The organism is Rhizobium sp. SRI_017, from assembly GCF_057586295.1.
In genome coordinates this window covers 19,819-31,702 of the sequence record NZ_JBYCZP010000005.1, presented here as the reverse complement: position 1 = coordinate 31,702, position 11,884 = coordinate 19,819, and the positions used below count along the sequence as shown (strand labels likewise).

Genomic DNA, 11,884 nt, shown 5'->3' with positions numbered 1-11,884 from the left:
CACTGTTATGAAGTCGAAGAAAGTCATCATCACCTGCGCCGTGACAGGCTCGGTCCACACGCCCTCCATGTCGCCGCATCTGCCCTGGAAGCCCGAGGACATTGCGAGCCAGGCGATCGAGGCCGCCGAAGCCGGGGCCTCGATCCTGCATCTCCATGCCCGCGACCCCGACAATGGCAAGCCGACGGCCGACCCTGCGGTCTTCATGCGCTTCCTGCCCGTGATCAAGCAAGCGAGCAGTGCGGTGATCAATATCTCCACCGGTGGCTCATCGCTGATGACGCTGGAGGACCGCCTTGCCGCCGCACTTCAGGCGCAGCCTGAAATGTGCTCGCTCAACATGGGCTCGATGAATTTCGGCCTCTACCCGGCGCTCGACCGACCGCGCGAATGGGAGCACAGCTGGGAGCCGGAACTGCTGGAGGCGACCCGCAATACGATCTTCAGGAACACTTTCGGCGATATCGAAACGATCCTGAAGCGGCTCGGCGAAGGCTGCGGCACGCGTTTCGAGTTCGAATGCTACGATGTCGGCCACCTCTACACGCTCGCCCATTTCCGCGACCGTGGCCTCATCCCGGGCACGCCCTTCATCCAGTTCGTCTTCGGCGTGCTCGGCGGCATCGGCGCCGATCCGGAAAATTTGATCCATATGAAGCGTATAGCCGACAAGCTGTTCGGCGACGACTATCGCTTCTCGGTCCTTGCGGCCGGCCGCCAGCAGATGCCGATGATCACCATGGCCGCAGCCATGGGCGGCAACGTCCGCGTCGGCCTGGAGGACAGCCTCTACAACGGCCGGGAGCTCGCGAAATCCAACGCCGAACAGGTCCACCGCATCCGCGGCATTCTCGAGGGCCTATCGCTGGACGTAGCGACACCGGACGAGGCCCGCGATATGCTCGGCCTCAAGGGCGGCGACCGGGTGGCATTCTGACGATGGCGGGAAACTTGACAATCAGGCTGGCCGAGGCAGCGGACGCGGAGACGATCCATGCCGCGCTCCTGGCCATGGCGCGGGCGATGGGCGCCGAGGGCAAGATGGTCTCGACGGCGGAAAACATCCGCTCCCATGGCTTTGGCGAAAATCCGGCCTTCGAAGTGTTGATCGCAGAGATCGACGGCGCTTTCGCCGGTCTCTGTCTCACCTTCCAGAGTTTCTCGACCTGGCGCGGCGAACCCGGCATCTATGTGCAGGATCTCTATGTCGATGAAGCCTTCCGAGGCCAGGGTCTCGGCGAAAAACTCCTGCAGGCAACGGCCCGGCGCGGAAAGGCGCGCGGCGCCGGCTATCTCCGGCTGTCGGTCGACATCACGAACCCCAAGGCCCAGACCTTCTACGAGCGGCTGGGCATCGTTCATTCCAGCGATGAGCAGATCCGCATGATCAAGGGCGACGCCTTCGACACGCTCGCCAAAAGCGGAGCCTGTGCACCATGAAGGCATTCTTCGCAGAGGAGCAGAAGCGCCACGACCCGACCTTCTTCCTGTCGAGCGGCGCCCCGCAGCCCAATCCGGAGCAGCCCGAGCGCGTAGAACGGTTACTATCAGGCGCCCGTGCCGCCGGCGTTGAAATCCTGCGCCCTGCCAATCACGGTCTCGGCCCGATCGCGGCGATCCACACGCCGGAATATATTGATTTCCTCAAGCGCATCTATGAACGCTGGCAGCGGATCGAAGGTGCTTCTATCGAGGTGATCCCGAACATCCATCCGATCGCCCGCACCGGCTCATATCCCGCTTCCGCAGTCGGCCAGGCCGGCTATCATATGGCCGACACCTCCTGCCCAATCTCAAAGGACACGTGGGAAAGCGCCTGCTGGAGCGCGTGGACGGCGGTCTCAGCCACAGACGCCGTGCTGGCGGGTGACGGCTGGAGTTACGCGCTGTGCCGTCCGCCCGGCCATCACGCTTTCCGCGATGTCGCTGGCGGCTTCTGCTATTTCAACAATTCCGCCATATCAGGCCAGCGCTTGCGCAAGCAGGCCGACCGGGTTGCGATCATCGATGTCGACCTGCACCATGGCAACGGCACGCAAGGCGTCTTCTACGAGCGCAATGACGTGCTGACTGTCTCGATCCATGCCGATCCGGTGCGCTTCTACCCGTTCTTCTGGGGCCATGCCGACGAGCGTGGCGAAGGCCTCGGCCTGGGTTACAATCTCAACCTGCCGCTGCCCCGCAAATCCGCCGACGCGGCCTTTCTTGACACACTCTCGGCAGCGCTCCGCCGTGTCGAAGCCTTCGCTCCCGACGCCATAGTTGTCGCGCTCGGCCTCGATGCCTTCGAGAAGGATCCGTTCGGCGGTCTCTCCGTCTCGACACCGGGCTTCGCGCGCATCGGCGAAGCCATCGCGAAGCTCAAGCTCCCCACTGTCATCGTCCAGGAGGGCGGCTATCTCTGTGATGAACTCGGCAACAACCTGACCTCCTTCCTGTCAGGCTTCGGCGCCGTTCAGGGGTAGGTTCGTTCGCCGATGGAGATCGAGGCGATCGCATGGCGCAGGTCGTCGAGCAGGAGACGCTCCGCGCGGCTCAGGCGTGCCGAGCGGTCATGGACCAAGTGAACATCGACCACCGGCGCGTCGTGATACGGCGGTAGACGCCAGAGCCGCGCCGCCTTCACATCGTCCTCGACAACATGGATCGGCAGAGGACCAAAGCCGAAACCGGCGATGATCAAGCGCTTGACCTCTTCAAGATGCGACGACGTTCCCACCGTCTCGCCCTCGAAACCCTCCTGCTGTCGAAGCAGCGCGACCGGCCAGAGCGCGCCTGACATCTGATCGGTCTTGAACGAGACATAGGGCTCATTGCGCAAGTCGGAGAGAGTCAGATTTGACTTACCGAAGAGCAGGTGTCGCGGCCCGCAGAAATAGCCAAAGCTCTCGCGGTAGAGCGTCTCATATTCGAGCTTCGCCATCCGCTCCTGCATCAGGCAGATGCCAAAGCTCGCGTCACGGCTGGCCACGGCGGCCATCACCTCTTGGCTCGACATAACGGTCATCGAGATCGTCACATGCGGCAGCGCCTTGTGGAACGCGCCGAGGACCTCGTCAAAGAACGGGCATACGACGTGGCTCGCCAATGCGATCTCGATATGGCCGGTCACATCCTCCGGCTGCTCCTCCATCTGCTGCGGCAGGCCAGAGACGATGTCAAACAGCGCGAGGCAGTCATCGAACAGTCGCTGACCGGCTGGCGTGACGGCAAAATGCGAGGCATTTCGCTCCAGCAGTTTCGCGCCCATATGGGTCTCAAGCCGCTTCAGCGCATTGCTGACGGTCGGCTGCTTCAGCGAAAGCTTCTCACCCGCTGCTGTCAGCCCTTTTTCCTGCACGATCACCATGAAAGTGCGCAACAGGTTCCAGTCGATTTCCCAAACGAAGCGCCGGCGCGGCGGTGTCATCGCATCATCTTCCTGATCTCGTCATTGATCGCCACGCAGATCCGCGGATCCTGCATATGGGCGACATTGAACCGCATGAATCGCGAGGCGCTCTGCGACACGCTGAAGACATTGCCCGGCGCGAGGACGATGCCTCGTGCGATCGTCGCCTGGGCGAGCTGCGCGGAATCGACGCCCTCTGGCAACCGGCTCCAGAGATAGAAACCGCCGCGCGGCATGAGCCAGGGCTCGATGCCGATCTGCGCGAGCTTGTCCGCAGTCTCACGACGCGCCCGGACCAGCCTGCGCCGCAGCTCCTCCATATGCTTGCGATAGCCGCCGCCCGCCAGAACATGCGAAAGCAACTCGGTCGAGACCGGGCTCGGTCCGCCGAAATTGGTGGCCACCTGCAGATCCACCAGACCTTCGATCCAATCCGGCCGTGCCGCGATATAGCCGCAGCGCACCGAGGCCGAGAGCGTCTTGGAGAAGCTGCCGATACGGACGACACGATCGAGCCCGCCGAGCGCCGCCAGCCGCGACGACGGCTCCGGTTCGAAGTCGGCGAAAATGTCATCCTCGATGATCGTGACATCATGCCGGGCAGTGGCATTCAGGAGACGATGCGCGGTCTGCGGCGAGAGCGTCGCGCCGGTCGGATTGTGAAGGGCCGAATTGGTGATGTAGAGCCGCGGATGCTCGGCCGCGAGCACAGTTTCGAAGGCGGCGATGTCGGGCCCAACAGGCGTATAGGGCACCCCAACGATCCTCACCTGATGCGCCCTGAGCAGCGCCTGGAAGTTGAAGTAGCAGGGATCGTCGATCAGCACCGTATCGCCGGGCCGAAGCACAAAGCGGCAGACGAGATCCAGCGCCTGGGTCCCCGTATTGGTCAGCATCACCTGGTCCGGTCCGGCCTCGACGCCCTCCTCCGCGAAGCGGCCAAGCAACAAACGACGAAGCGCAAGCGACCCCTGCGTGGTGCCGTAATAGGCGAGCAGATCATCCCCGCTCCGCGCCAGGCTGCGCAGTGCGCGACGAAGCGCATCATTCGGCATCCAGTCGGCCGGCAGCCAACCACAGCCGGGCTTCAGCGCGCCATCCTCCGCATCGAGCGACTGGCGCGACACCCAGAACGGATCGACCGCACGAGCGCGCGGCGAAGCCGTTTCGCCGAGCTTGAGCGGTGGTAGCGCACCACTCGATACATAGAAGCCCGAGCCGCGCACCGCCCGGATCAAGCCCTCGGCGGCAAGACGATCATAGGCTTCGACGACGGTAGACGGCGACACGTTCATCGATGCTGCAAAGCCACGGATCGATGGCAGCCTCTCCCCTGGCAACAGCGCACGGCCTGCGATCTTCGAGCGGATCGCGGTCATCACATCCATCGTCCGGCTTCCAGCTTCACTCTGCAACATGTCGTGAGACCTCAACTGTATCGCTTCTGATACCAGTACAGTTTTACCGAATTGTATCGATCTGTCCCTGTCCGCGCCAGTCCCCCGCCTGTATCAAAGACAACGAAAGCGAGGCGGCATGAAATCTTCCATAGACGGCTGGGGCAGCGGATTGCTCGGCGTGATCATTTTCAGCGGCTCGCTGCCGGCGACGCGTGTGGCCGTCTCGGACTTTTCGCCCCTGTTCCTGACCTCGGCCCGCGCCGTCATCGCTGCGCTGCTCGGAGCGGCATTGCTTCTGGTATTGCGCCAGTCCCGACCGGCAAAGAACGACCTCCTCTCGCTGGCAATCGTGGCCATCGGAGTCGTCGTCGGCTTCCCGCTGCTGACGGCACTCGCGCTGCAATATATTACCTCCGCCCATTCAATCGTCTTTGTCGGCCTGCTGCCACTCGCCACCGCCATCTTCGGCGTGCTGCGCGGCGGCGAACGGCCGAAGCCTCTCTTCTGGCTGTTCTCCGGCGTCGGCAGCGCAACCGTGGTCGGCTTCGCGCTCGCCTATGGCGGTGAAGTCTCGCTTGTCGGCGACCTGCTGATGCTCGCGGCTATCATCGCCTGCGGGTTGGGCTATGCCGAAGGCGCCAAGCTTTCGCGGACACTCGGCGGCTGGCAGGTCATATCCTGGGCACTGCTTCTGTCCCTGCCGTTGATGGGCATCATCGCCCTCATGACGCTGCCGGGCTCGTGGCAGGACATCAGCAACCCATCCTGGCTCGGCCTCGCTTATGTCTCCGTCTTCAGCATGCTGGTGGGCTTCGTCTTTTGGTATCACGGCCTTGCGCGCGGCGGCATCGCCGGCGTCGGCCAGCTGCAGCTGCTGCAACCCTTCTTCGGCCTTCTGCTCGCTGCGAGCCTGCTCGGAGAACATGTGAGCCCGACGATGATCGTCACCACCATCGCCGTCGTGCTCTGCGTTGCCGGTGCCCGTCGGTTTGCGCGCTGACGGCAGCCATGAGGGGCATGGCATTATTGCCGCACCCCCTTGGAAAAATGGTCGTGTGACCAATCCTTTATCCATGAACGACCTGCTCGTGGCTGGTCTCGCCTTCGGATATGGCCTAACCATCGGTGTCGACTCCGGTCGATCCTTGCCTTCGCGCCTTGCCGCGCCTCAGCCATCGAACAGATCATGCTTCTCGCCCCGCAGCGCCGCACCTATCTCGCCTTTTTCCTGATCGCGATCTCGACCGGCGCCTTCCTGGCCCGCATTCCCGATCTTCAGGTCCTGCTTGGGGTCAACAAGGCGCAGCTGGGCTTCACGCTCATCGGCCTGGCAGTCGGGGCACTGGTGTCGCTGACTTTCGCCTCGCCCATTGTCGTCCGGCTTGGCGCCAGGACCACGCTGATGATCACGATCCTCGGCACGGCGGTCCTGCTCTCGCTCGCGCCCTTCATGCCCAATGCGCCCTCGGTGTTCTGCCTGCTCTTCCTCGTCGGTCTGCTCGGCGGCGCCTTCGAGATCAATCTCAATGTCGAGGTCGGCCGCATCGAAGCCCAGGTCGGCTTCGGCATCATGAACCGCGCGCATGGTTTCTGGAGTGTCGGCTTTTTCATCACCGCCGTCTCGGCCTCGATCATCCGACAGGCCGGGATCAGCATGCAGACCCATCTGCACATGGTGCTGGCGCTTGTCTTCATTCTCGGCGTCATCAATGTCGCGGGAATGAAGAACGCCCCGGCCATCGAGGGCACCGAGAGCGACATCGCTCCGCATTTCGCAATGCCGACTCTCGGTCTCATGCCGCTCTGCATTATCGGCCTTTCGGCCTTCCTGGTCGAAGGCGCCGGCATCGACTGGTCGGCGATCTACATGCGCGACGTCTTCAATGCCGAACCATTCATCGGCGGTACGGGCCTGACGCTCTTTGCCGGCTTCATGGCCGTTGCCCGACTCTTCGTCGACCCTGTCGTGGACCGCTACGGCGCCCGGCCGGTGGCGATCGTGATGCTTTCCACCGCCGCGATCGGCATCGCCATGGTCTGGCTCGCCCCGCACGCTTATGTCGCACTGGCCGGTTTTGCGTTGATGGGCTTCGGCTGCAGCGCTGTCTATCCGATGGCCGTGACGGCTGCTGCTCAGCGGACCGACCGGCCCTCCGTCGTCAATGTCGCCGCACTCGCCCAGATGTCCTTCGTGGTCTTCTTCCTGGCCCCGCCGCTGCTCGGCTTCGTGGCGGAGCATTGGGGCATCCGCAACGCCTATCTCGTCTGCCTGCCGCTGATCCTCGGCTCACTGCTGGCGAGCCCGGCCTTGGCGCCGAAGCGCCGGGAGGCGCAGGCGCTTCAGTCGGCGTAAAAATCCCCGCCTCATAGATAGCTTGCGATCAAGCCGCCTTCTGTTCCGTGCGCCTGGATTTCGAGATCTGCTGGTCGGCCAGCACGCCGATCAGGATGACCGAGCCCATGACCGCGAAATTGAGCGAGCTCGGGATGCCAAGCAGATTGACCAGGTTCTGCAGCACCTGCAGCAGCACGGTTCCGAGAACCACGCCGATGATCGAGCCCTCCCCGCCGCGAAGCGAGCATCCGCCGAGCACCGCGGCGGCAATCGCGTAGAGTTCGTAGAAATTGCCATGCGACGAAGGCGATATCGAGCGCGTGTACATGGCGATGAAGATCGCGGCGAGCGCGGTCAATCCGCAGCAAAGGACGTAGGACGCGATGACGACGGCCGATGTGTTGATGCCGCTGTAGTGGGCGGCCTCCTCGTTCTTGCCGACGGCGAAGAAATAGCGGCCGAGGACGGAGCGGTGCAGCAGGACGCCCATCACCAATGTGACGATTGCGAAGGCGATCAGACTGTGTGGGATGCCGAAGAAGCGGCCGGTGGTCAGCCATTCGAGCGCCGGAAAACTCGCGCCGAAGGGAAAGCCGGCGGTGGCGTCGTCCGTGTAGTAGCGGGCCGCCCCGCGATAGATCAGCAGCCCGCACAGGGTGACGACAAAGGGCTGGAGCTGCATCTTCGCGACCAGCAGACCATGAACGAGACCGATCAGGCAGCCGAGTGCGATGACGAGCAGGGCCGCCACGCTCCAGTTCAACGTTCCCAGCGCGACGAGGTCGACGAAGATCACGCCGAGCAGCGCGATGATCGAACCGACCGAGAGTTCGATGCCGCCGGCAATGATGACGAAGGCCTGCGCGACGGCAAAGATGCCGAAAAGACCGATGAGATTGGCGGTGTTGGAAAGGTTTATCGGCGACAGGAAGCGCGGATTGATGATGGCGACCACCGTGCCCACGACCAGGATCAGAATGAGAAGCCAGAGGTCCTTGCGGTTGATCATGTTGCCAATTCTCCCTCGAATTCCTTCTGCGGCGCTTCCTCGTCGCGGACGCGACCGACCGCGAGCGCCATGATGGCTGGTTCGCTCACCTGGTCGCGAGACAATTCACCGGCGATCCGTCCCTCATGCATGACCGCCACCCTGTCGCTCACCCCGATTACCTCTTCCATGTCGCTTGATATCATCAGAATACCGACGCCTTCGCCGGAGAGATTGCGCATCAGCTGATAGATCTCGCTCTTGGCGCCGACATCGACGCCCCGCGTCGGCTCGTCGAATATCAACAGGCGCGGTGCCATCGAGAGCCATTTCGCCAGCACCACCTTCTGCTGGTTGCCGCCGGACAGCGAACGGACTTCGACATCGACACTGGGCGCGCGGATCTGAAGAGCATCCTTCTGCCGATCAGCCGCAGCGCGTTCGGACGAGCGGTCCGTCAAGCCAAATCGGCTGAAGCCCAGTAGGCTCGCAAGCGTCACATTGTCGACCACAGGAAATTCGAGAACCAGCCCCGATCGCTTGCGATCCTCAGGGATGAGATAGACGCCACGACGGATCGCATCCTGGGGCGACGCGATGGTCACCTGTTTCCCGTCAATCGCGATGGAGCCTGCCATCGGCTTGTCGAGCCCGAAGAGCGTGCGCGCAAGTTCGGTGCGTCCCGACCCGACCAGGCCAGCGAGCCCGACGATTTCGCCGCGGCGCAGCGTGAGATCCACTTCCTGCCCCGGCCAGTAGCGGGTGCGCAGGGACTTCACCTCGAGGACCGCGGCGCCCGGCTTGCCATTTGGTGGCCGGTAGAGCGTCTTGAGCTCGCGCCCGATCATATGCCGGATCATTCGGTCGGGGCGGATCTCCTCGCCATGGAGTTCGGCGACGCGCTTGCCGTCGCGAAGAACGACGACACGATCGGCAATCTCCTCCACCTCGCTCAAGCGGTGCGAGATGAAAATGATGCTGACACCCTTGGCTCTAAGCCGCCTGATCGTATTGAGGAGCCGTTCTGTTTCGGTCACCGTCAGGCTCGATGTCGGCTCGTCCATGATGATCAACCGCGCATTGAGTGACAGCGCCTTGGCGATTTCGACGAGCTGCCGTTCAGCGAGCGACAGATTGGCAAGCAACGTGTCGGCGGCGAATTCCGCGCCGAGTTGCTCAAGCAGCGGCGCCGCCATCTCGTTCATCCTCCGCTCGGCGATCAGCCAGCGCGAGCCCGGCCGCCGCGGTTCACGGCCGATAAAGATGTTGGCAGCGACGGTCAGGTTGTCGAAGAGATTGAGTTCCTGATGGACGAAGGCGATACCCGCAGCCATCGAGCTCTTCACCGTCAGTCGCTCGTGGCTGACGCCATCGACGGTGATCGAGCCGCCCGAGGGCGCCACGACTCCGCCAAGGACCTTCATAAGCGTCGATTTTCCGGCGCCATTTTCGCCGACCAGACCGACCACCTCGCCCGAGGCCACATCGAGGCTGACCGCTTCGAGCGCGACTACGCCGGGATATGTCTTGGAAATTTCGACGATCTCGATGAAGTTCTGAACCATCTGCTCATTCGTCCTCCCTGTTCTCAACATACAGGAAATACAGGCCGGCGGGAGGTATGAGTAGGTTGCCGGCCTGTATCCTCCGAGGTCTCAGCCGCCGATGCGCGACTTCAATTCGGCCTCGAATGCATCGACATTGGACTTGTCGATGATGGCCGTCGGAACGATCACGAGCTTGTTGTCAGGGACGACGGACTTGTCGCCCTCGAGATATTTCGCCATCAGCTTCATGCCCTGGTAGCCCCATTCGTAGGGCTGCTGCACCACGGTGCCGGCGATGGTGCCTTCGCGCACGCCGCCAAGCGTGATCGGATCCTCGTCGAAGGCGATGACGGTGATCTGGCCCAGCTTGCCGGCCTCCTTCAGCACTTCATAGATGCGCGGCGGATTGTAGGAATAGAAGCCGACCATGCAGGTGATATCGGGATTGGCTGCGAGTGCATCCTCGACATTGCGCTTGGCGCGGGTCATGTCGATATCGTCGCCGCGGACGTCAATGAGCTCGACCTTGGAGCCCGCGATCACCGACTTCATGCCCTCGATACGCTCGCGCGCATTGTCAGCGCCGGGCAGACCGACGAAGCCGATGCATTTGCCGCCGTTGGGCAACGCCTTGAGCGCGATCTCACCTGCTTGCTTGCCGGCATCGGTGTTGGACGAACCGATATAGGCGATGCGGTTGGTGTCCGGCGCGTCGGAGTCAGTGGTAAAGAGCGGCACCTGGCCGCCGATACGGTTGAGCGCGTCGGTCGAAGATTTCGGATCGACGGCGCTGACCATGATGGCCGAGACACCGGCGGCGACGAGGTCATCCATCAGCCGCTGTTGAACCGCAGCGGCGGCCTGCTCCGGGTATTTGAGGCTGAGCTCGTAGTTCGGCAGTTCCTCCTGCGCCTTGCGAACACCGGCCTCGGCGAGCTTCCAGAAATCGGATGCGCCGTTGACGACGAAAGCGAGCTGCTTCTTTTCCTGCGCCTGGGCGGACCAGCCGCCGGTGACGGCGATCGCGGTGGCGATAAGAAGCGACGAGATGGCGAGTTTCATCTTCATGATTTCCTCCTTGCGGGGTCCATCCCCGCGTTTTCAGGCATGGCTTCGCCGACGATGGCGGATAGGGTCGTCATCGGCGTCAGGGTTGGAAAAGGGCCGGCCCTGCTGCACGGGGCCGGCCAAGGAGTCGTTAGCCGCCGATGCAGGAGTCGGCAGTCTCCTGGGTGCACTCATCGAGACCGGTGTAGATGATCGGCTCCACGGTCTTGCCGTCGATCAGGTCGATCATCACGCTCGGCGCGCGATAGCCCATCTCGAACGGCCGCTGACCAACCTGGACATGGCTGCGTCCGGCCTTGAGCGCTTCCATCTGCGGCGGCAGCGTGTCGCCGGCGACAATGGCGAGCGTCTTGGACTTCAGCTTGTCCATAACCTGGTCTGTAACCTGAGCGTAGGCCTGCGGTGCAAACTGCGCCCAGCCGCCGATCAGCATGAAGGCCGTGAGATCGGGATTGGCGGTAAAGGTATCCGCCATCTGCTGGTTGGCGAGGTCGATCTGGTCATTGGTGAAGACCGGGCAGCTATCGATCTCGGTCCAGCCGCCTTCACCCTTTAGGCGCTCAACACCCTTGGTGCCTGACAACGTGTCGCGCGTTCCGGCCGCACGAGCATTGATGTTGTCGGCCGCGACGTTGCCGAGTTGCAGGCACACAGTGCCGCCTTCCGGCTTCAGCTTCTTGAGGTGCTCGGCGAACTTGACGCCCATCAGGTAGTTGTCCGTGCCGAGATAGGTCTTGCGCAGGCCGGCATCGTCCTTCGAGAGGTCGGCGTCGATGGTCATGACCGGGATCTTGGGTTGGACCTTCTTGAGCAAGTTGGCCATCAGCGGCGCATTGGAGGGCGAGATGGCGATCGCAACGACGTCAGAACGGTTCAGAAGATCCTCCACAATCTGAACTTCACCGGCTTCGTCGGCGCTCGATGCCGGACCTGTGTAAAGGCACTCATACTCCGAGCTCGCATTCTCCTTGTTCCACTTCTGGCAGCCGAGATTGATCTGCTCGAAGAAAGGGTTGTCCAGGCCCTTGACCACGATGGCCAGAACCTTCTTGTCAGCGCTGAGCGCTGTCGTGGCCATCAGCGACAAGGCCGCGAGTGCAAGCGTAGCAGTTAGTAGCTTTCTCATGAATTCCTCCCAAAATTCGATTTGCGACG

Annotated in this window: 11 protein-coding genes; 5 read left to right on the top strand and 6 right to left on the bottom strand. The window is 62.7% G+C overall.

Annotated elements, in window-relative coordinates; all coding sequences use genetic code 11:
- Window positions 1–7: 7 nt before the first annotated feature.
- Genes kce through AC2YI2_RS12940 form a run of 3 tightly spaced genes read left to right on the top strand, consistent with a single transcriptional unit; the run spans window position 8 to window position 2,465 of the window.
- Complete coding sequence (gene kce, locus AC2YI2_RS12950) at window positions 8–937, top strand: 3,5-dioxohexanoate:acetyl-CoA acetone transferase (RefSeq protein WP_487386890.1); 930 nt, start codon at window positions 8–10, stop codon at window positions 935–937.
- Between the two features lie 14 nt (window positions 938–951).
- Entirely contained in the window at window positions 952–1,440 is a 489-nt protein-coding gene (locus tag AC2YI2_RS12945) for an N-acetyltransferase family protein (RefSeq protein ID WP_487386889.1), read from the top strand.
- Window positions 1,437–2,465, top strand: coding sequence for a histone deacetylase family protein (locus AC2YI2_RS12940; protein ID WP_487386888.1), 1,029 nt, complete (start codon window positions 1,437–1,439; stop codon window positions 2,463–2,465). Before AC2YI2_RS12945 ends, AC2YI2_RS12940 begins: the two co-directional genes overlap by 4 nt.
- Here AC2YI2_RS12940 and AC2YI2_RS12935 read toward each other — a convergent pair.
- Window positions 2,456–3,409 (bottom strand): LysR family transcriptional regulator, encoded by a 954-nt coding sequence (locus tag AC2YI2_RS12935; RefSeq protein WP_487386887.1) that lies wholly within the window; start codon window positions 3,407–3,409, stop codon window positions 2,456–2,458. The two genes, AC2YI2_RS12940 and AC2YI2_RS12935, sit on opposite strands and share 10 nt — an antisense overlap.
- On the bottom strand, window positions 3,406–4,770 hold the full coding sequence (locus AC2YI2_RS12930) for an aminotransferase-like domain-containing protein (protein WP_487387240.1): 1,365 nt from the start codon (window positions 4,768–4,770) through the stop codon (window positions 3,406–3,408). The genes AC2YI2_RS12935 and AC2YI2_RS12930 overlap by 4 nt, the downstream gene beginning before the upstream one ends.
- Before the next feature lie 157 nt (window positions 4,771–4,927).
- Between AC2YI2_RS12930 and AC2YI2_RS12925 the strand changes: the two genes are divergently transcribed.
- Together AC2YI2_RS12925 and AC2YI2_RS12920 are read left to right on the top strand one after the other, a co-directional pair.
- Window positions 4,928–5,791 (top strand): DMT family transporter, encoded by an 864-nt coding sequence (locus AC2YI2_RS12925; protein WP_487386886.1) that lies wholly within the window; start codon window positions 4,928–4,930, stop codon window positions 5,789–5,791.
- Between the two features lie 186 nt (window positions 5,792–5,977).
- The gene (locus AC2YI2_RS12920; protein ID WP_487386885.1) at window positions 5,978–7,144 is read left to right on the top strand and encodes an MFS transporter; all 1,167 of its coding nucleotides are present in this window, start codon (window positions 5,978–5,980) and stop codon (window positions 7,142–7,144) included.
- A 28-nt stretch (window positions 7,145–7,172) separates the two neighbouring features.
- On the opposite strand, the gene AC2YI2_RS12915 is transcribed toward AC2YI2_RS12920, so the two are convergent.
- From AC2YI2_RS12915 to AC2YI2_RS12900, 4 genes are all read right to left on the bottom strand, one after another.
- Complete coding sequence (locus AC2YI2_RS12915; RefSeq protein ID WP_487387239.1) at window positions 7,173–8,132, bottom strand: ABC transporter permease; 960 nt, start codon at window positions 8,130–8,132, stop codon at window positions 7,173–7,175.
- On the bottom strand, window positions 8,132–9,679 hold the full coding sequence (locus AC2YI2_RS12910) for a sugar ABC transporter ATP-binding protein (RefSeq protein WP_487386884.1): 1,548 nt from the start codon (window positions 9,677–9,679) through the stop codon (window positions 8,132–8,134). The genes AC2YI2_RS12915 and AC2YI2_RS12910 overlap by 1 nt, the downstream gene beginning before the upstream one ends.
- Before the next feature lie 90 nt (window positions 9,680–9,769).
- Window positions 9,770–10,723, bottom strand: coding sequence for a sugar-binding protein (locus AC2YI2_RS12905; protein ID WP_487387238.1), 954 nt, complete (start codon window positions 10,721–10,723; stop codon window positions 9,770–9,772).
- Between the two features lie 136 nt (window positions 10,724–10,859).
- A complete protein-coding gene (locus AC2YI2_RS12900; protein ID WP_487386883.1) occupies window positions 10,860–11,855 on the bottom strand; it encodes a substrate-binding domain-containing protein in 996 nt (331 codons plus the stop codon).
- Between the last annotated feature and the right edge of the window lie 29 nt (window positions 11,856–11,884).

Bases quoted from the DNA above. Each gene is read 5' to 3' on its own strand.
- AC2YI2_RS12925 (WP_487386886.1), top strand. From the start codon at position 4,928: ATGAAATCTTCCATAGACGGCTGGGGCAGCGGATTGCTCGGCGTGATC.
- kce (WP_487386890.1), top strand. From the start codon at position 8: ATGAAGTCGAAGAAAGTCATCATCACCTGCGCCGTGACAGGCTCGGTC.
- AC2YI2_RS12940 (WP_487386888.1), top strand. From the start codon at position 1,437: ATGAAGGCATTCTTCGCAGAGGAGCAGAAGCGCCACGACCCGACCTTC.
- AC2YI2_RS12920 (WP_487386885.1), top strand. From the start codon at position 5,978: ATGCTTCTCGCCCCGCAGCGCCGCACCTATCTCGCCTTTTTCCTGATC.
- AC2YI2_RS12930 (WP_487387240.1), bottom strand. From the start codon at position 4,770: ATGACCGCGATCCGCTCGAAGATCGCAGGCCGTGCGCTGTTGCCAGGG.
- AC2YI2_RS12900 (WP_487386883.1), bottom strand. From the start codon at position 11,855: ATGAGAAAGCTACTAACTGCTACGCTTGCACTCGCGGCCTTGTCGCTG.
- AC2YI2_RS12935 (WP_487386887.1), bottom strand. From the start codon at position 3,409: ATGACACCGCCGCGCCGGCGCTTCGTTTGGGAAATCGACTGGAACCTG.
- AC2YI2_RS12905 (WP_487387238.1), bottom strand. From the start codon at position 10,723: ATGAAACTCGCCATCTCGTCGCTTCTTATCGCCACCGCGATCGCCGTC.
- AC2YI2_RS12910 (WP_487386884.1), bottom strand. From the start codon at position 9,679: ATGGTTCAGAACTTCATCGAGATCGTCGAAATTTCCAAGACATATCCC.